The organism is Mesorhizobium sp. M0751 (assembly GCF_040320265.1).
Taxonomy (GTDB): domain Bacteria; phylum Pseudomonadota; class Alphaproteobacteria; order Rhizobiales; family Rhizobiaceae; genus Mesorhizobium.
On the sequence record NZ_JAMYPH010000011.1, the window covers coordinates 188976 to 208224 of the forward strand.

Here is a 19249-nt window from a genome sequence, read left to right on the forward strand (position 1 = left end):
CTATCGATATAGAATTGACGTAAACGTAAATGAGCGGATTACGCCGTTTGCGATTTGTTTGTTGAAACCACGAGTGGAAGCACGCCCCCGCTTTCACTCAGGCGACGCAAGGTCCGCGACCGCGACGCCACCAGACGGGGAAAGCCAGTGACCATGAAACTTATTTCGCCCGGCCAGGCCGCGGCCAACACCAACGATATGTCGAGCGAAGCCGGTGAAGAGCTTGTCCGCATCGGCGAAATGGCCAAGAAATACGGAGTGACGCTGCGTACGCTGCGTTTTTATGAGGACAAGGGTCTGCTCAACCCGCAGCGCGACGGATCGACCCGTCTCTATACACGCCGCGACAGGGCCCGGCTGAAGCTGATCCTGCTTGGCCGCAAGGTCGGGTTCTCGCTGCGTGACGTCAAGCAGATGATGGACCTCTATGATCCGAACGGCTCCAACACCAAGCAGTTGCGGCTGGCGCTCGACAAGTCGGAGAAGCAGCTTGCCCGTCTGCAGAAGCAGCGGGCGCTGATCGACGATGCCATCAGCGAACTGAGTGCTTCGATGACGACCGTCCGGCAAATGCTGGTCGAGCGCTCGACGCCGCAGGCCAGCGTGGCGAGCTAAACTAAGCTTTAGATTTCCGGCGAATGAGAACCGCGTGGCTTTCGCTGCGCGGTTCTTCGTCGTTTACCGTCCTTCGCCGTTTGCCGCCTTGGCGCGCGGGAGAAAATTTGCCGCACCGCAGAATTGACGTTTACGCAAACGTCAATATTTGTTATCTCGGCCGTAACGTTGGTCCGTCTGCCATCCTCATATGCTGGGGCTGATTTCGGGGCCAAGACCGCATGGTGGAGGAACGCATGCCGATCTACAGAGCGCCGGTCCGGGACACGCTGTTCGTGCTGAACGAAGTGCTGGGATATCAGCGCTATTCCAATCTTCCCGGATTTTCCGACGCGACGCCGGATGTGCTCGAGGCCATCCTTGCCGAGGGCGCGAAGCTCGCCGAAAACGTTATGCAACCGCTGAACCGTGTCGGCGATGTGGAAGGCTGCGTGCGCCATGACGACGGTTCGGTAACGACGCCGAAAGGCTTCAAGGAAGCTTTCGACCAGTATCGCGAAGGCGGCTGGATGGGGCTCGCCGCACCTGTCGAGTTTGGCGGGCAAGGCTTGCCCTACGCGGTGCACACCGCGGTCGCCGAATATATGGTGTCGGCCAATATGTCGCTGATGATGTATGCCGGCCTGACGCAAGGCGCGATCGCTGCGATCATCACCCATGGCACCAAAGAGCAGAAGGCAACATGGTTGCCGAAGCTGGTCGAGGGCGCCTGGACCGGCACCATGAACCTGACCGAGCCGCACTGCGGAACCGATCTTGGCCTGCTGCGCACCAAGGCCGTCCCAAATGGCGACGGCACCTACAGGATCTCCGGCCAGAAGATCTTCATCTCGGCCGGCGAGCATGACATGTCGGACAATATCGTCCACCTCGTGCTGGCCCGTATCGAGGGCGCGCCGGATGGCGTGAAGGGCATCTCGCTGTTCATAGTGCCGAAGCTCAAGCTCGATGCCTCAGGCAATCCGGGCGAGAAGAACACCGTCTCCTGTGGCTCGGTCGAGGAGAAGATGGGTATCCATGGCAACTCGACCTGCGTGATGAATTACGACGACGCTGAAGGCACGCTGCTCGGCGAGGCCAATGGCGGGCTGAAAGCAATGTTCACCATGATGAATGAGGCGCGGCTTGGCGTCGGCTTGCAGGGGCTCTCGCTATCGGAGGTCGCCTATCAGAATGCGGTTTCCTACGCCAAGGATCGTCTGCAGGGCCGCTCGCTGTCAGGACCGAAGGCGCCGGACAGGAAGGCCGATCCGATCATCGTCCATGCGGACATCCGCCGCAGCCTGATGACCATGAAGGCGTTCAACGAGGCCGGCCGCGCGCTGGCACTGTGGACGGCGATCAAGTCCGACATCGCTCACCGCTCCGGTGACGACAAAGATCGCCAGGTCGCAGACGACTATACCGGCCTGATGACGCCGGTGGTCAAGGGCGTGCTCACCGACAAGGGGTTCGATCATGCGGTAATGGCGCAGCAGGTCTTCGGCGGCCACGGCTACATAGAAGAGCACGGCATGAGCCAGTTCGTCCGCGATGCGCGCATCGCCATGATCTATGAGGGTGCCAACGGCATCCAGGCGCTCGACCTCGTCGGCCGCAAGCTGGCCTTGAATGGTGGTCGCGCGGTGCAGGCCTTCTTTAGGGAAGTCGGCGAGTTCTGCGAGGAGAACCGCACCGACGAGAAGATGGCGCCCTTCACCAAGGCGCTGAAGAGGGGCCTCAACGATCTGCAGGCGGCGACGATGTGGCTGGTGCAGAACGGCATGGCCAAGCCCGACAATGCCGGTGCCGCCTCGACCGACTACATGCATCTCTTCGGCCTGGTGGCGCTGGGCTATATGTGGGCCCGGATGGCCAAGGTGGCCGCAGCGAAAGTGGCTGATGGCGCCGACGGCGCTTCGTCTTTCTACGACAACAAGCTGGTGACGGCGCGCTTCTTCATAGAGCGGATCATGCCGGAGACGTCGGCGCATCTTGCCCGCATCTCCAGCGGTGCCGATACATTGATGGCACTGCCCGCGGAAGCGTTCTAGGTTCGGCGTTCCCCTCCTCCTTGAGGGGAGGGTGGCCCGAAGGGCCGGGAGGGGTCCTGCGTGCAGTGCGCCGACCTCCATTCTGGTGCATGCCTTGGGAGGAAAACGATCGCAATGCCGTGGGACATGGCGCAGGTTGTAAAAGATAAGGTCGAGCACGTCATCGGCGACCCCACCTGGCCGCTTCGCGGCCACCCTCCCCTCGAGGGGGAGGGGAACGTCGGCGCGAGGGAGAAGACATGACCAACCCCGCCGAAATCCTTGGCCTTCCGAAGCCCGCCTGGGCGGCGGACGAAGTCGGCATGCTTTACGACATGGCGCACCGCTTCATGTCGGAAGAGATCGCGCCGCGTTACGACGAGTTCGAGAAGAACGAGATGGTCGACCGCGAGAGCTGGCTGAAGGCGGGTGCTGCCGGCCTGCTCTGCGCTTCTATGCCGGAGGAATATGGCGGATCGGGCGGCACCTTCGCGCATGAGAGCGCCATCATCGAGGCGATCGGCCATGTCGGCGTCGACGGGTTCGGCATTGGCCTGCACAATTCGATCGTCGCCCCCTACATCCTCCATTACGGCTCGGAGGAGCAGAAGAAGAAGTGGCTGCCGAGGCTGGCGACCGGCGAGCTGATCGGCGCCATCGCCATGACCGAGCCGGGTGCGGGCTCCGACCTTCAAGGCGTCAGGACGCGCGCCGAAAAGGACGGCAACCGGTACAAGCTCAACGGCTCGAAGACCTTTATCACCAACGGCCAGCTCGCCAATTTCATCATCGTCGTTACCAAGACCGATCCTGAGAAGGGCGCCAAGGGCATCTCGCTGATCGTCGTCGAGACCGACGAGGTGGAGGGTTTCCAGCGCGGCCGCAACCTCGACAAGATCGGCCTCAAAGCCAACGACACGTCGGAACTGTTCTTCAACGACGTGCGTGTGCCGACCTCGAACCTGCTCGGCAACGACGAAGGCCAGGGCTTCGTCCAGTTGATGCAACAATTGCCGCAGGAGCGGCTGCAGATCGGCACCACTGCTATCGCCATGGTCGAGCGGGCTCTGGCGCTTACCATCGACTACGTCAAGGAGCGCAAGGCCTTCGGCAAGGCCATCATCGAATTCCAGAACACCCAGTTCAAGCTTGCCGAATTGAAGACCGAGGCGACCATCGGCCGCGTCTTCTATAATGACTGCGTTGCCCGCCACATTAACGGTGGCCTCGACCCGGTGACGGCGTCTATGGCCAAATACTGGCTGTCAGACCTGCAGGGAAAAGTCGTCGACGAATGCCTTCAATTGCATGGCGGCTATGGCTACATGAATGAATATCCGATTGCGCGCATGTTTCGCGACGCCCGCGTCCAGCGCATCTACGGCGGCACCAACGAAATCATGAAATTGCTGATCGGGCGCTCGCTCTGAGCGAATTTCAGCAAACCCAAGGAGCAGGAAAATGGCCGAAGCTTATGTCTATGATGCCGTGCGCACGCCGCGCGGCAGGGGCAAGAAGGATGGCTCGCTGCACGAAGTGCCGGCGGTGCGGCTCGGCGCCAAGGTGCTCGAGGCCATCCGCGACCGCAACGGACTGAACACCGCCGCTGTTGACGACATCATCTTCGGTTGTGTCGATCCGGTTGGCGAGGCGGGTGCGGTCATTCCACGTGCCGCCGCTTTCGAGGCCGGCTACGACACCAAGGCGCCTGGCATGCAGATATCGCGCTTCTGCGCCTCGGGCCTCGACGCTATCAATTTCGGCGCCGCCAAAATCGCGCAAGGCGCCGACGAGATCGTGATTGCCGGTGGCGTCGAATCGATGTCGCGCGTCGGCATGGGCGCCTCCGGCGGCGCCTGGTTCATGGACCCGTCGGTCGGCCTGCCCGGCTGGTTCGTGCCGCAAGGCATCTCGGCCGACCTGATCGCCACCAAATACGGGTTTTCGCGCGACGACGTCGACGCTTATGCGGTCGAGAGCCAGAAGCGCGCCGCCAAGGCCTGGGGCGAGGGCCGCTTCAAGAATTCGGTGATCTCGGTCAAGGACCAGAACGGCCTGACCATCCTCGACCACGACGAACACATGCGGCCTTCGACCGACATGCAGTCGCTGGCCGCACTCAACCCGTCCTTCGTCATGCCCGGCGAAATGGGCGGCTTCGATGCCGTCGCCGTGCAGAAGCATCCCGAAGTGGAAGAGATCAACCACGTCCACCATGCCGGCAATTCCTCCGGCATCGTCGACGGCGCGGCGGCCGTGCTGCTCGGCTCGAAAAAGGCGGGAAAGACGCTCGGCCTCAAGCCGCGCGCGCGCATCCGTGCGTTCGCCAACATCGGCTCCGAACCGGTGCTGATGCTGACCGGCCCCGTCGACGTCACCGAGAAGCTGTTGAAGCGGGCGAAGATGAAGCTGTCGGACATCGACCTGTTCGAGCTCAACGAGGCCTTCGCTTCGGTGGTGCTGCGCTACATGCAGGCTTTCGACATTCCGCATGACCGGATCAACGTCAATGGTGGTGCCATAGCCATGGGCCATCCGCTCGGCGCCACCGGTGCGATGATCTTCGGTACGGTGCTGGATGAATTGGAACGCCGCGACCTCATCACCGCGCTGGTGACGCTTTGCATCGGCGCCGGCATGGGCACTGCAACGATCATCGAACGCGTCTGACGGAGAGAGATGATGAGCTACACCAATTTCACCCTCGACATCGACGCCGATGGCATTGCGCTGGTCACCTGGGACATGCCGGACCGTTCGATGAACGTCTTCACCGAGGAGGTGATGCTCGAACTGAACGCCATCGTCGACAATGTGGCGAGCGATGCAGCGATAAAGGGCGCGGTGATCACCTCCGGCAAGGATACGTTCTCGGGCGGCGCCGACATCACCATGCTGCAAAAGATGCTGGCGGCCTTCGCCGCCGACAAGGCGAAGGACCCGGAGAAGGCGACCAAGGCGCTGTTCGACAATGCGGGCACCATGAACGGCCTGTTCCGTAAGCTGGAAACCTCGGGCAAGCCGTGGGTCTCAGCGATCAACGGCACCTGCATGGGCGGCGCGTTCGAATTGTCGCTCGCCTGCCATGGCCGTGTCGCGGCCGATTCCGACAAGGTGAGGATGGCCCTTCCCGAAGTGAAGATCGGCATTTTTCCGGGCGCCGGCGGCACCCAGCGCGTGCCACGGCTGACCGACCAGCAGCAGGCGCTGCAAATGCTGACGTCCGGCCAAACGCTGTCGCCTCAGAAGGCCAAGTCGATGGGCCTGATCCATGAGATTGCCGAGCCGGACAAGCTGGTCGAAACCGCCAAGGCGATGATCAGGAACGGCTTGAAACCGGTGGCGCCATGGGATGAAAAGGGCTTCAAGCTGCCCGGCGCCCCGATCTATTCGGTGGCCGGTGCCAATCTGTGGCCGCCGGCCATCGCCATCCTGCGCCGCGAGACCTATGGCAATTATCCCGCCGCTGCCGCCATCCTGAAATGCGTCTACGAGGGCTTGCTGGTGCCATTCGACACCGCCTTGCGGATCGAGCAACGCTACTTCACCGAGATCATGCAGACCAGGGAAGCGGCGGCGATGATCCGTTCGCTGTTCGTGTCGCTGCAGGAACTGAACAAGGGCGCGCGCCGCCCGGCCGGAGTACCGGAAACGAAGTTCAAGAAGATCGGCGTACTCGGCGCCGGCTTCATGGGCGCCGGTATAGCCTATGTGACGGCCAAGGCGGGCATTCCGGTGGTGCTGCTCGACCGCGACATGGAGTCCGCCGCCAAGGGCAAGGCGCATTCCGACAACCTGATCTCGGATCAGGTGAAGAAGGGCCGTGCCAAGCCGCAGGACAAGGATCAGTTGCTGTCGCTAATCACGCCGACGGCCGACTATGCGGATCTCGCCGGCTGCGATCTTGTGGTCGAGGCGGTATTCGAAGATTCGGCCGTAAAGAAGGGTGCCACCGAACAGGCCGAGGCTGTACTCAAACCGTCGGCGATCTTCGCCTCGAATACGTCGACCATACCGATTACATCGCTGGCCAGGAATTCGGCGCGGCCGAAGAATTTCATCGGCATCCACTTCTTCTCGCCGGTCGACAAGATGATGCTGGTCGAGATCATCCTCGGCAAGAAGACCGGCGACAAGGCGCTGGCCACCGCGATCGACTTTGTCCGCGCCATCAAGAAGACGCCGATCGTCGTCAACGATACGCGCGGTTTCTATGTCAATCGCTGCGTGCTGCGCTACATGTCGGAAGCCTACAAGATGCTGATCGAAGGTGTTCCGGCGCCAATGATCGAGAACGCGGCCAAGGCCGCCGGCATGCCCGTCGGCCCTTTGGCGTTGACCGACGAGACGGCGATCGACCTTGCCCAGAAGATCATGAAGCAGACCATGCGCGACCTCGGCGACAAGGCGGTCGATCCGAAGCAGATGGCGCTGTTCAACACGATGGTCGACACGCATGGTCGCTTGGGCCGCAAGAACGGCAAGGGCTTCTATGACTATCCGGCAAAACCGGCCAAGAAGAAGCTGTGGCCAGGCCTCAGGGATCTCTACCCGCAGCTGGCGCCGGAGCAGGTCGATTATGAGGAACTGAAGCAGCGGCTGCTGGTCACCATCGCGCTTGAGGCGGTACGGGTGATGGAAGAGGGCATCGTTACCGACCCACGCGAGGCCGATGTCGGCTCGATCCTGGCCTTCGGCTTCGCGCCCTATACAGGCGGTGCACTGTCCTACATCGACGGCATCGGCGCGAAGAAATTCGTGAAACTCTCCAAGCGCCTGCAGAAGAAATACGGCACCGAGTTCAGGGCGCCGAAGCTGCTGCTCGATATGGCCGAGAAGGGCGAGACCTTCTACGAGCGCTTCGATCCCTATACCAGGGACGAGGCCAAGGAGGCAGCGTGACGCCGTCTTCGGCGGTGGACAAGATGGCGGCCGAGGGGTAGAACAGGGAAGGTATTTTTTCCTGTTTCGAAGGAGAGCAAGGTGCTCTCGCACGACCGCGTTTGGGCCGCCATCGACGCTCTTGCCGAGCGCTATTCGCTTTCGGCCTCCGGACTGGCCAGGCGCGCTGGCCTCGACTCGACCGCCTTCAACAAATCGAAGCGGCTGTCCTCGGATGGGCGGCCGCGTTGGCCGTCGACCGAATCGCTGGCCAAGATCATCGAGGCGACCGGCGCCTCGCTGGATGAATTTGCGGGGCTGGTCGAGGGTCGGGGTAATTCCGGCGCACTGCCCGTGCAGAGATCGTCGGTGCCGCTGCTCGGCTTCGCCCAGGCGGGCGCCGGTGGCTTCTTCGACGACGCTGGGTTTCCGGCGGGGCAGGGATGGGACCTGATAGAGCTTCCGGCGAGGGCAACCGAAACCTCCTATGCCTTGAAGGTCCAGGGCGATTCCATGCTGCCGCTCTATCGCAATGGCGATGTCCTGATCGTCGAGCCGGGGGCTGCCATACGAAAGGGCGATCGCGTCGTCGTCAAGACCAATGCCGGCGAGGTGATGGCCAAGGTGCTCGACCGCCAGACACCGAGGTCGATCGCGCTGGTCTCCCTCAATCCCGATCACCCGGACCGCGACATCCCCATGCGCGATGTCGAATGGGTGGCGCGGATTGTCTGGGCAAGCCAGTAGGCGCGGGGCCGGTGCGTCTGCCTCACCTTGCCTTGGCTGTTCTGGCGATCCCCGCGATGGCCACGGCAATTGTCGCCGGCGGCCGCGCCGTCCAGAGCGAAAGCGGCGGCCCCTGGAAGCAAATCCAGGTCAGCGCTGAACCGCAGCCCGTCGCGCCGGCTACGTCGGCTATCCCCAAACCAGAGCCGGCCAAGCAGGCGGCGCATTCGAGGGCAATCGATCCAGAAATTGTGGTGCCGCCGCAGCTCGGTTCCAACGAGCTTGAACGGATAGAGCCGCGCGCCCCGTTGAGCGATCTGGCATTGGCCGGACCGCCCAAGCCGCCAAAAACGAAAATGCCCGACGACTGGAAAGGCACGAAACTGTTCCAGCCTGTTGCGCCGGCCGCCGGGCTCATCGAGGCAAAGGGCTATTCGATTGCAGTTTCCGGTATCGACATCGTCAAGCAGGAGGAGACTTGCACCGACGGCGGCAAATCCTGGAATTGCGGCATCCAGGCGCGAACGGCCTTCCGCGCCTTTCTGCGTAGTCGTGCGGTGGTCTGTGCCGTGCCGCCCGAAGGCGGCCGTGATCTGATCGCCGCCGAGTGCCGGATCGGCAACCAGGATATCGGCCAATGGCTGGTCGAAAACGGCTGGGCGCGCGCCGCCAAGGGCGGCGCTTACGTAGAAGCCGGCGAGAAGGCGCGTGCAGCAAAGAAAGGCGTCTTCGGGCCGGCGCCGAGCGTTTCAGGCCTGCCGCCGCTCCCGGCTGCGTCGCGATCCGCGCCTGTAGCGCCGAGCTCGATCCTGGAAGAGCAGGACGGCGTCCTCATGCCGCCAGCTGACCAGCCAGCGCCCGCTGAATGAGCTCGCGCGTTTCGGCGATGCCGTAGAGCGCGGCGAAGGAGCCGAAGCGCGGCCCGCGTTCCTGACCTATCAGCACCTGATAGATCATCTGGAAGAAGGCGACGGAGACACCGGGTCCGCCCTCCGGGCTCTGCTTGGAATGATCCTGGTAGCGCTCGATCTTGCGCGCAACATTGAGGGCAGCGTTCTGGATCGCCTCGCTGTCGGCATCAGCCGGCAGCGCGGCGAGCGCTTCCGAGAGCTTGGTCAGCGCCTCGCGCTCGACCGTGTCGGCAGCACGGTACACTTTGGCCGGCTTCACGAAATCGTCGAAATAGCGGATGGCATATTCGGCCAGTCGGTCGAGCTCGGGATGCGTCGTCGGCGTCACACCCGGCGCGTGGCGCGAAATGAAACCCCACAGCACGCTCCTGTTTTGGGCATTCGAGGCGCTGACCAGGTTGAGCAGCAGCGAGAACGGCACCGGCAGGTCGACTGCCCGGGGATTGCCGTCATGCATGTGCCAGACCGGATTGCCCAGCCGCTCCTTCCAGTCCTGCCTCTGATAGGCAGAGAGGAACGTGTAATATTCGTCTACCGCCTTCGGGATGACGTCGAAATAAAGCTTCTTCGCGGTTCGCGGGCGCTGGAACATATAAAGGCTAAGGCTCTCGGTCGGCGCGTAAGTCAGCCACTCGTCGATGGTCAGCCCATTGCCCTTCGACTTCGAGATCTTCTGGCCATGCTCGTCGAGGAACAGCTCATAATTGAAGCCCTCCGGTGCCGGAGCATCGAGCGCGCGGCAAATCTGCCCGGCGAGCTTGACGGAATCGATCAGATCCTTGCCGGACATCTCGTAATCGACGCCGAGCGCTGCCCAGCGCATCGCCCAATCGGGCTTCCATTGCAGCTTGGCATGACCGCCGGTCACCGGCGTCTCGAAGCGCTCGTCGGTGTCAGGGTCGCGCCACACGATGGTGCCGGCGTCGAGCTTGCGCTCGTCGATCGCGACTTGCATGACGATGCCGGTCTTGGGATGGATCGGCAGGAAGGGCGAATAGCTCAGCGCCCGCTCCTCGCGCAGCGACGGCAGCATGATTGCCATCACCTTATCGAAGCGCTCGAGCATCTTGAGCAGCGTCGCGTCGAAGCGGCCGGAAGTGTAATAGTCGGTCGAGGAAGCGAATTCGTAATCGAAGCCGAAACGGTCGAGGAAAGCGCGCAGCCGTGCGTTATTGGCGGCGCCGAACGACGGATACTCATTGGAGAAAGGGTCCGGTATCCTGGTCAGCGGCTTGCCGAGATAGGCGCGCAGCATGTCCTTGTTAGGCACATTGTCCGGCACCTTGCGCAATCCGTCCATGTCGTCGGAGAAGCACAGCAGCCGCGTCTTGACCTTGTCTTCGGTCAGCACGCGGAAGGCGTGGCGCACCATAGACGTGCGCGCCACCTCGCCGAACGTGCCTATATGCGGCAGCCCCGACGGGCCGTAGCCGGTCTCAAACAGCACCGTTTCCGGGTAGCCGCTGCTCGCGTATCGGGCGACGATCTTTTTCGCTTCCTCGAATGGCCACGCCTTGCTTTCGGCGGCGGCGGTGAGGACTTCCGGGCTGAGATCGATCGGCTGTTGTTCGGCCATGATGCTATTCCTGCAACTTTGCCGGCATCCATGCTGGCAGCCGCATGCTCTAGACCATGATCCCGAAAAGTGGAACCCGGTTTCCGGGCAGGACCGTGATCAGGCAAGAAGATTAAGAGCCCCCGTCCCGATAGTCAGGATGGATCAAGTTCCAAGGTGTGACCGGAGCGCCAACGATCGCGGCTGTTTTTCCTTGCGGCGCCGGTCCCTCGTTCCTAACTTCGGGACCATCTCAAGGAGTTGTAAATGCCATTGTCGCCACACGAAGCCATGATCTACCTGATGGTCATCACCTCGGCGTCGGACCGCGACATGACCGACGTCGAACTGGCGCGGATCGGCGACGTCGTTCGATCCTGGCCGGTGTTTGAGGATTTCAACCAGGAGCGGCTGGTCGAAGTCGCCCAGGCCTGCCAGAAAATGCTGCAGGAAAAGGACGGGCTGGAGGGCGTCCTGGCGCGTGTCGCCGAGGCGCTGCCCGAACGCCTGCGTGACACCGCCTATGCGGCCGCCTTCGAGGTCGCAGCCGTCGATCTCGAAATGCGCCTGGAGGAGGTGCGCGTGCTGCAGCTCGTCCGCCGGGAACTCGACCTCGATGCGCTGACGGTCGCCGCCATTGCGCGAGCCGCCAAGGCCCGCCTTCGCACGCTGACCTGAGCCGGCAGCCAAGCTCAGAAAAAGCTGACCGGAAAATAGCGCAGATAGAACTCGGCGAACGTTCCTTTCACCGAAATTTCCTGCAGCGCGTAGTCGAAAGCGGCGGCCAGTGCCGGATCGTCGGCCCTGGTGGCGATTGCCATGCCTGAGCCAAGATATTCGGGCGCCAGATAGGGGCCGCCGGCAAAGCGGCAGCAGCCCGCCGCATCGGATCCGCCGAGCCAGAAGGCGAAGCGCATGCCGTCGCCGAAGGCGGCGTCGACCTTGCCGGTTTTCAGCTCGCCATAAAGCTCCTCCGGCTTTGCGAAGGGGACGATTTGGACGTCGCCAAAATAGTCGCGCAGCATCCGCTCATGCGCGGAGCCGGCGATCACGCCGACACGCTTGCTGCGCAGCCTGTCGAACATTGGTTCGGCCAGCGCCTTTGTCTTCACCATGATGAAGCGCGCCGGAAATTGCAGGTAGGAGCGTGAAAACGCGTATTTCGACCGCGACTCCGGCGTCGCGGCGATGCCGGCGATGATCGCTTCGCCTTCGCCTTTCCCGAGCGCACCTTCGAGCTCGGCCCAGGGCAGCGCCTGGATCTGGCATTTTTCGGCAATGCCGAGCTCGGCGCAGATGGCGCGCGCCAGGTCGACATGGAAGCCCGACAGCCGGCCTGCCCCATCGAGGAAATTGAACGGCGGGAAATCCGTGGTGGTCAGGAATCGCAGCCGCGGCAGCATCGAAAGGTCCGGCTTTGGCAGCCGCTCCTTGGCGTCCCAAAACACCGGCACCTGCGGCTCCGCGGCGGGCGCAGCAGCCGCAAGCAATTGCGCTCCGATCAGTATCGAGATCAATGAAATGGATATGCGCCGAAACGCCACGCGACGACTCCGCCCGGTCTTGCACCGACTTTAGTACGAAATAACACAGGTTTTTGTACGAAAATAACACAGGTACAACGGTTTTTGGTTTCATCGTGACGATTTAGGGATATTGTTTAGTGAGTTTGCAAATGACTGCGTGATGCCGGCTGAAGAGGAGCAGTAGGACGCACAGGGGAAGCAGCTTTGCAGTCCGGGGTTGATGGCGTGGTGCGGGTTGATCACTGCCATTGGCCTCAAGAGCGGAAGGCAACATGGGGTAGATGTTGCGATGGGTCATTTCGATCGTACCCTGGAACTGATAGATCAGTTGCAGCACGCCGGCACTGCGGCCGCCGTCTGCGAAAAACTGCTGGGGGTAACAAGCGGGTTCGGGCTGACGGCGCTGATGGCCGGCACGGTTCCGCAACCTGGCACGCCGAGAAACCAGCAAAAGGACCATGTGCTGCTTTGCGACTGGCCGGCTGAATGGCTTGAGCGCTACGTTGCGCGCAACTACGTCGATCACGACCCCGTCGTCAGTCACATGAAGCAGCTTCAAGCGCCATTCCAGTGGCGGGAAGCGTCTCAGGGCATCCGCATCGGCAAGAGCGGCGGCGAGGTGATGGGCGATGCCGGCGAATTCAAGCTGCGCGACGGGTTGGCCTTCCCGCTAATCACGCTCGATGGCCAGATCGTCATGGTGTCACTTGGCGGCGAGGCTGTCGAATTGTCGAGCGCCGAGTTTGGGCTGGTGTCGCTGGTCTCGACTTATGCGATTGGCCGCGCAATGCAGCTCCACACCATGGCGGGCAAAACCATCGATCATGTCGAATTAACGCCGCGTGAGCGCGAATGCCTGCAATGGGCCGCCGTTGGCAAGTCCGAATGGGAGATCTCACAAATTCTCGGCATTTCGGAACACACGTCAGAGAAACACCTTCTTAACGCCAAAAGCAAACTCGGTGCCGTCAACCGGGTCCAGGCCGTCGCGGAAGCGATAAGGCGCGGCTATATTAACTAGGTCGGCCGCGCCGGCCTAGAAATTCTTGCTTGCGTGATCGCGTAATTTTTTTGGGAAAGCACGGCCGTATCTTCCTATTGAAACAGGAGACGGCAAAATGCTCTTTTCCCTCACGACCCAGGAATTGATGGAACGGCCCGACCTCTGGGAGTCAGTTCATCGTTTGCGTTACAAGATTTTCGTCGAAGAGATGGGATGGACCGATCTGCAGCGCCCCGATGGCCTGGAGATCGATCAATTCGACCACGACGAGGCAGTGCACCAGATCGTCATCCGCAATGGCGAGCTCGCCGGTTACCAGCGGATGTTGCCGACGACCCGGGCACATCTTCTAACCGACGTGCTGGCGGACCTTTATGAGGGAACCCCACCGTCGGGCCCGAATGTCTATGAACTGACCCGCTATGCGGTTGCGCCGGGGTTCCGCGACGGTCGGCGCGGCGTGTCGACGGTGGGCACGGAGCTGATCGCTGGCTTCGTCGAGTGGGGCCTGAAGCGCAACGTCAACCAGGTGATCATCGAATTCGAGCCGATGTGGGTGCTTCGCGCGCTGCAGCTGCATTTCCTGGCAACGCCGCTCGGTTACCAGCGTACCTATGGCAACCAGCAGGTGGTCGCCACACTGCTCACCTTCAACGAGCACACGCTCGACGTGGTGCGTTCGCGCCGCAACCACTTTGCGCCGGTGCTGGCCAGAGGGTACCCGGACATGCTCGGACAGAGACGCGCCTCGTGAGATTGGAGAGAGGCCATGAACGTTCACTCAAAAGCAGAATTCCGCAATCACACGCTGATCGTCACGGTATCGTCGGGTGACGGCCGCCCGGTGCTGGACAGGCGGGCCTATGAAAGCCTGGCCAGGACATTCCACGAAGCTGCCGTCGACGACGACGTCCGCGTCGTGGTCCTGCGCGGCTTGGCCGGGTGCTTCTGCCTCGGTGCCGATTTCTCCGAATTTCTCGACGCCACCAAACATCGGCGACTGATCGACGCCGTCACCGATATGTTCCGCACGCTGGCGACATTCCCGAAACCGGTCCTTGCCTGTGTCGACGGCGACGCCGTCGGCGTCGGCTGCACCATCCTGTTCCACTGCGACATGGTGATCGCCTCGAGCAAGAGCACGTTTCGGGTGCCGTTCGTCGATTTCGGCCTGGTGCCGGACGCGGCGACCAGTATTCTGGCGCCGCAGAAGCTCGGCTATGCCGGGGCGTTCCGCTTCTTCTGCCTGGGCGACACGCTCACCGCCGAAGATGCCAGGGCACTGGGCCTTGTCGGCGAGATCGTGACGGACGGCAGCGTCGAGGAAGCCACGTTGGCAAGAGCCAGGCAACTCGCCAAGAAGCCTGTCGCGGCGCTGCTGCAGACGCGCGACCTGCTTAGGGGCGACACCGGCGCGCTCTGCGACCGCATCGACCAGGAGATCTCGCTTTTCCAGCAGGCGCTGCAGGACGACACCACGCTGAAGCGACTGCAGCGGATTGCCCGGCTGGCGGCATGAGAGCCGCGTATCGATGAGGTGAGCTTATTTTTCGAGGAAAGTCGGCCCTTCGCCGATGATCTTCCTGTCCTCCTTGCCGATGACGTCGAGGTCGCGGCCGTCATAGGGAAGCGAAAGGAGAATGCGCTGCATGACGGCCAGCCGCGCGCGCCGTTTGTCGTTCGCCCGCACAATGATCCAGGGCGCGAACTCCTTGTGCGTGCGCTCGACCATCAGGTCGCGCGCTTTGGTGTATTCGTCCCATTTGGTGATGCCGGCGATGTCGATTGGCGAAAACTTCCAGCTCTTCAGCGGGCTCCAGCGGCGGTCATGGAATCGCTCGAGCTGCGTTTCCCGGCCGATGTTCAGCCAGAATTTGAAGAAATGTATACCCTCGTTGCGGATCATCCGCTCGAAATGCGGAACCTCGTCCAGAAATTGCTCGTGCTGCTCGGGCGTGCAGAATCCCATCACCGGTTCAACGCCGGCGCGATTATACCAGGAGCGGTCGAAAGTGACGAATTCGCCCGACGTCGGGAAGTGGTCGACGTAGCGCTGGAAGTACCATTGTCCAAGCTCGGTGGGTGTTGGCTTGGTCAGCGCCACGTTGCGCGCCGTGCGAGGGTTCAGATACTGGCGCAAAACGAAGATCGTGCCGCCCTTGCCGGCGGCGTCGCGCCCCTCGAACAGCGACATTACCCGCTTGCCTGTCGACTGCAGCCACGCCTGCGCCTTGACCAGCTCGATCTGCAGCTTCTCAAGCCTCTCGTCGTACTCCTCGCTTTTCATCTTCTTGTCGTAGGGATAGCCGCCGGCGGTCAGCTTGCGGTCCTCGACCCACTCGGGAAGCGTCGGGGCCTCGATGTCGAACTCCCGCTCCTTGCCGTCGATGATGATCTTCAGCGGACCCGATGAAGGTACGGCGGGACTTTCCTTGGTGTTTTTCATCGAGGCGAACCTTTCCAGCTTCCGGACTCATGCTATTGGGAGCCTTACTGCATCGGCCTGGAAATCGGAATCGATTTTCGGAAAGAACGATGCAGCAGATAAAGTGGTAGAGCGTCCTTTGTGCGTCCAATTGAACGCACTGTGCTCTAGCGCCGGTCCAGCAGGAAGTTCTTGAAGTTGGCCGCAGACGGAGCGCAAATGGCCGACATCGGCACAAAGCGGAAAGGCAGGGCGCAAGGTGTCGCCATGCGGCTGTGGAACAGCCGCTGGCTGCTGGCGGCCGGCCTCGTTGCGGTTCTGATGGTCTATGCTTTTGCCGGCATGTCCGGCTATGTGGTGCTGCTGGCAGGCGCGTTGCTGGTTGCCGCTGCGATGCTGCCGGCCGGCGTCGCGCGTCAATCGACCGAAAATGCCGTGGCCATCGAGGCGAGCGGCCTGCAGCGGCTTTCCGGCGAATATCTCGCGGCGGCGGTTGCCGATCCGTTGATCATTTTCGATCGCTCCGCCGCCATCGTCCATGCCAACGCCGCCGCCTTTGCCGCCTTTGGCGGGATTGCCCCCGGTATGTCGCTGTCGCTGAAATTCCGAGCGCCGGAAATGCAGGCCTTGCTGGATAGTATCTTGGCGGGCAACGTCGCTTCGGACAGCGTCGACTACATAGAAAAGCTGCCGGTCGAACGAGCCTATCGGGTGAGCGCGTCTTCAGTCGGCCATGCCACGGATCTCTACGTGCTGGTGTTCAAGGACCAGAGTGAGGCGCGCCGGATCGACAGAATGCGTGCCGACTTCATTGCCAATGCCAGCCACGAGCTGCGCACGCCTCTCGCCTCGATCGCCGGCTTCATCGAGACGCTGCGCGGGCCGGCCCGCAACGACCCCGAGGCGCGCGAGCAGTTCCTGCAGATCATGCAGAACCAGACCAGCCGCATGGCGCGCCTCATCGACGACCTTCTGTCGCTGTCGCGCCTGGAGATGAAGCCCTATCTCAAGCCGGGAACCGAGGTCGACCTGCGCCAGGCCATCGACAGCGTCATCGATTCGCTTGGGCCGCTCGCAAAGGAAAACGGCGTCGTCATCGAGCGTGATTTCGCGGAAGGGCCGCTCGACGTGCCCGGCGATCGGGACGAGCTTTTCCAGGTCTTCGAAAACCTGCTGGAAAACGCCTGCAAATATGGTCAGTCGGGCGGACGCGTCGTGGTGTCGATCATACGCAGCGACAGCGATCCCGAACCGGGCATCGACGTCACCATCAGGGATTTCGGCCCCGGCATCCCCGAAGAACACATCCCGCGCATCACCGAGCGGTTCTACCGCGTCGACGTCGAGAACAGCCGGAGCCAAAAGGGCACCGGCCTTGGCCTGTCCATCGTCAAGCATATCCTGACGCGCCACAACGCCAGGCTCTCCATCAGGTCGGAGCTCGGCAAGGGTGCGGCGTTCACGGTCCATTTGCCGGCTCGCTGACGCGGTACTATCACTACCACATAATGGGCCGTTTCTTTTTTCTGTCATCCGGCTAGCGTATCAGCGGGGATTCGAGGGAACGACTCAACCACAAGATCCCGGGAAGGCATTTCGTCCATGCAGTCCGTGCATATCGTCAGCGCCTATGACGAGGAGCTGAAATATCTGTCGAAGCGCATCGCGGCGATGGGCGGGCATGCCGAGCGCATGGTCGAGCAGGCAGTCGCGGCGCTGGTCAATGCGGATCCGGGGCTTGCCCAGAAAGTCATTCGAGACGACCTGGTTCTGGATGAGGGACAGCGCGAGATCGACGACAAGGCGATCATCATCATCGCCAAGCGCCAGCCGATGGCGACGGATCTGCGCGAGATTGTCGGCGCGATCCGCATCTCGGCGGACCTCGAACGGGTAGGCGACCTCGGCAAGAACGTCGCCAAGCGGGTGGTTGCCGTCGCAGACGGGCGCCAGCCGAACAGCCTGTTCCGCGGCCTCGAGGCTTTGGCCAATCTGGCACTGACCCAGCTCAAGGAAGTACTCGACGTCTACGCATCGCGGTCGGTGGAAAAAATCGGTTTCGTGCGCGACCGCGACGACCAGATCGATGCCATGTACACCTCGCTGTTTCGCGAGTTGCTGACCTACATGATGGAAGACCCACGCAACATCACGCCCTGCACACATCTCCTGTTTTGCGCCAAGAACATCGAGCGCATCGGCGACCACGCCACCAACATCGCCGAGACGATCTACTATATCGTCACCGGCGACCAGATGCCGGCCGATCGTCCAAAGGGCGACAAGACGGACAAGATTATTCTTCCTGCAACGCCACCGGCGAAGTGAGTTCTCCCGACACCGATGCGAATTTCGGATTCGCCACCTGACAGAAAATTGCGCTAAGCTTTCGACGCGCCGACTTCTCAGTTCCGCGATGAAGGCCCCGCCTTCAGGAGGCTGCGATGGAATATGTCCGCGAGTTTGCTCCTGCGCCGCCGATGTCGGGCATAATCGCTTGCGGCGTCTATACGGCTGGGCGGCGCATCGCCGACATTCCGATCGAGGAAGCCGGCGAATGGGCCGGGAAGCCGGGCCACGTGGTCTGGATCGGACTGCTGGAGCCCGACCGCAATTTGTTGCTGCGCGTCCAGGCGCAATTCCATCTGCATGAGTTGGCGATCGAGGACGCCGAGCATCCGCACCAGCGACCGAAGATCGAGCAATATGGGGATGCCCTGTTCATCGTTGCCCGCACGGCGCAGCTGATCGACAGCCGTGTCACCTTCGGCGAGACGCATCTGTTCGTCGGCGCCGGCTATATCGTCAGCGTCAGGCATGGCCCGTCGACCTCCTACGCAGCCGTTCGCCAGCACTGGGAAAGCTGCCCGCATTCCCTTGCCAAGGGCGAGGATTTCGTCCTCTACGCCATTCTCGATTTCATCGTCGACAATTACATGCCGGTGCTCGAGCAGATCGAAAACGAGGTCGAGGCGATCGAGGACAAGGTTCTGCTGAAACCGATGACCGGCTCCGATATCGAACGGCTTTATATGCTGCGCCGCGATCTCTTGCGCCTGCGTAATGCGGCCCTGCCGCTGGTGGAGGTCTGCCGGCGGCTGACCAGCGCCGATCTGCCGCAAATCCACACAGCCATGCACCCGCTGTTTCGCGACGTCACCGACCACATCCGCACTGTCCAGGAAAAGATCGACAGCCTGCGTGAGGTTCTCGCCTTCGCCTTCGAGGCTAGCCTTCTGGTCGGTCAAAGCCAGGAGACGGCGATCTCCAAGAAGCTTGCCTCATGGGCCGCCATCTTGGCGGTGCCCACGGCGTTCGCCGGCATTTACGGCATGAATTTCAGCGACATGCCGGAACTGAGGATGGAATATGGCTACCCGGCCGTCCTGGCGGCGATTGCCCTGATCTGCACGTTTCTTTACTGGCGGTTTCGCAAGAATGGGTGGCTATGAAGGGTAGGGCAGTAGGGCAGTAGGGCAGTAGGGCAGTAGGGCAGTAGGGCAGTAGGGCAGTAGGCCAGTAGGCCGGTAGGGGAGTAGGCAAGAAAGCGTGTAGGGGAGTCGGGGAGAGGCGGAGGGGGCGAGGGGGGGGGTCG

17 protein-coding genes are annotated in these 19249 nt (G+C 62.0%); 14 read left to right on the plus strand and 3 right to left on the minus strand.

From position 1 onward, the window contains the following. Nucleotides 1–153: 153 nt before the first annotated feature. The 7 genes from NKI19_RS18710 to NKI19_RS18740 all read left to right on the plus strand — a co-directional run bounded on the left by NKI19_RS18710 (nucleotide 154) and on the right by NKI19_RS18740 (nucleotide 9103). Nucleotides 154–615: a MerR family transcriptional regulator gene (locus tag NKI19_RS18710; RefSeq protein WP_352488568.1), complete on the plus strand. Its 462-nt coding sequence runs from the start codon at nucleotides 154–156 to the stop codon at nucleotides 613–615. A 236-nt stretch (nucleotides 616–851) separates the two neighbouring features. After that, nucleotides 852–2648: an acyl-CoA dehydrogenase gene (locus tag NKI19_RS18715; RefSeq protein WP_352488208.1), complete on the plus strand. Its 1797-nt coding sequence runs from the start codon at nucleotides 852–854 to the stop codon at nucleotides 2646–2648. A gap of 239 nt (nucleotides 2649–2887) precedes the next feature. Then, entirely contained in the window at nucleotides 2888–4057 is a 1170-nt protein-coding gene (locus tag NKI19_RS18720; protein WP_352488209.1) for an acyl-CoA dehydrogenase family protein, read from the plus strand. Between the two features lie 31 nt (nucleotides 4058–4088). Beyond that, nucleotides 4089–5297 carry an acetyl-CoA C-acetyltransferase gene (locus tag NKI19_RS18725; RefSeq protein WP_352488211.1) on the plus strand — a complete coding sequence of 403 codons (1209 nt, stop codon included), beginning with the start codon at nucleotides 4089–4091 and terminating at the stop codon, nucleotides 5295–5297. Between the two features lie 12 nt (nucleotides 5298–5309). Further along, entirely contained in the window at nucleotides 5310–7529 is a 2220-nt protein-coding gene (locus NKI19_RS18730; RefSeq protein WP_352566248.1) for a 3-hydroxyacyl-CoA dehydrogenase NAD-binding domain-containing protein, read from the plus strand. Between the two features lie 81 nt (nucleotides 7530–7610). After that, nucleotides 7611–8255: a S24 family peptidase gene (locus NKI19_RS18735; RefSeq protein ID WP_352488213.1), complete on the plus strand. Its 645-nt coding sequence runs from the start codon at nucleotides 7611–7613 to the stop codon at nucleotides 8253–8255. Nucleotides 8256–8266: 11 nt separating this feature from the next. Next, on the plus strand, nucleotides 8267–9103 hold the full coding sequence (locus NKI19_RS18740; protein WP_352488215.1) for a thermonuclease family protein: 837 nt from the start codon (nucleotides 8267–8269) through the stop codon (nucleotides 9101–9103). On the opposite strand, the gene NKI19_RS18745 is transcribed toward NKI19_RS18740, so the two are convergent. Next, entirely contained in the window at nucleotides 9066–10721 is a 1656-nt protein-coding gene (locus NKI19_RS18745) for a lysine--tRNA ligase (protein ID WP_352488216.1), read from the minus strand. The genes NKI19_RS18740 and NKI19_RS18745 overlap by 38 nt on opposite strands. A 246-nt stretch (nucleotides 10722–10967) precedes the next feature. Here NKI19_RS18745 and NKI19_RS18750 point away from each other — a divergent pair, with 246 nt between their 5' ends. Continuing rightward, nucleotides 10968–11378: a tellurite resistance TerB family protein gene (locus NKI19_RS18750; protein WP_292659499.1), complete on the plus strand. Its 411-nt coding sequence runs from the start codon at nucleotides 10968–10970 to the stop codon at nucleotides 11376–11378. Nucleotides 11379–11392: 14 nt separating this feature from the next. Here the strand turns inward: NKI19_RS18750 and NKI19_RS18755 are convergent, their stop codons facing one another. Further along, nucleotides 11393–12244 carry an ABC transporter substrate-binding protein gene (locus NKI19_RS18755; protein WP_352488218.1) on the minus strand — a complete coding sequence of 284 codons (852 nt, stop codon included), beginning with the start codon at nucleotides 12242–12244 and terminating at the stop codon, nucleotides 11393–11395. Nucleotides 12245–12515: 271 nt separating this feature from the next. Here NKI19_RS18755 and NKI19_RS18760 point away from each other — a divergent pair, with 271 nt between their 5' ends. The 3 genes from NKI19_RS18760 (at nucleotide 12516) to NKI19_RS18770 (ending at nucleotide 14748) form a co-directional block, all read left to right on the plus strand. Further along, nucleotides 12516–13247 carry a helix-turn-helix transcriptional regulator gene (locus tag NKI19_RS18760; RefSeq protein ID WP_023677341.1) on the plus strand — a complete coding sequence of 244 codons (732 nt, stop codon included), beginning with the start codon at nucleotides 12516–12518 and terminating at the stop codon, nucleotides 13245–13247. Nucleotides 13248–13344: 97 nt separating this feature from the next. Then, nucleotides 13345–13983: an acyl-homoserine-lactone synthase gene (locus tag NKI19_RS18765; protein WP_352475930.1), complete on the plus strand. Its 639-nt coding sequence runs from the start codon at nucleotides 13345–13347 to the stop codon at nucleotides 13981–13983. Between the two features lie 15 nt (nucleotides 13984–13998). Beyond that, complete coding sequence (locus NKI19_RS18770) at nucleotides 13999–14748, plus strand: enoyl-CoA hydratase-related protein (RefSeq protein WP_352488219.1); 750 nt, start codon at nucleotides 13999–14001, stop codon at nucleotides 14746–14748. A 24-nt stretch (nucleotides 14749–14772) separates the two neighbouring features. Here the strand turns inward: NKI19_RS18770 and ppk2 are convergent, their stop codons facing one another. After that, nucleotides 14773–15675: a polyphosphate kinase 2 gene (gene ppk2 / locus NKI19_RS18775; RefSeq protein ID WP_352488221.1), complete on the minus strand. Its 903-nt coding sequence runs from the start codon at nucleotides 15673–15675 to the stop codon at nucleotides 14773–14775. 198 nt (nucleotides 15676–15873) lie between these two features. Between ppk2 and NKI19_RS18780 the strand changes: the two genes are divergently transcribed. From NKI19_RS18780 to NKI19_RS18790, 3 genes are all read left to right on the plus strand, one after another. Beyond that, on the plus strand, nucleotides 15874–17139 hold the full coding sequence (locus NKI19_RS18780) for a sensor histidine kinase (protein ID WP_352488222.1): 1266 nt from the start codon (nucleotides 15874–15876) through the stop codon (nucleotides 17137–17139). 117 nt (nucleotides 17140–17256) lie between these two features. Then, nucleotides 17257–17982 (plus strand): phosphate signaling complex protein PhoU, encoded by a 726-nt coding sequence (phoU, locus tag NKI19_RS18785; protein WP_352488223.1) that lies wholly within the window; start codon nucleotides 17257–17259, stop codon nucleotides 17980–17982. Nucleotides 17983–18098: 116 nt separating this feature from the next. Further along, nucleotides 18099–19106, plus strand: a complete 1008-nt coding sequence (locus tag NKI19_RS18790; RefSeq protein WP_023677347.1) for a magnesium and cobalt transport protein CorA — start codon at nucleotides 18099–18101, stop codon at nucleotides 19104–19106. Nucleotides 19107–19249 lie beyond the last annotated feature (143 nt).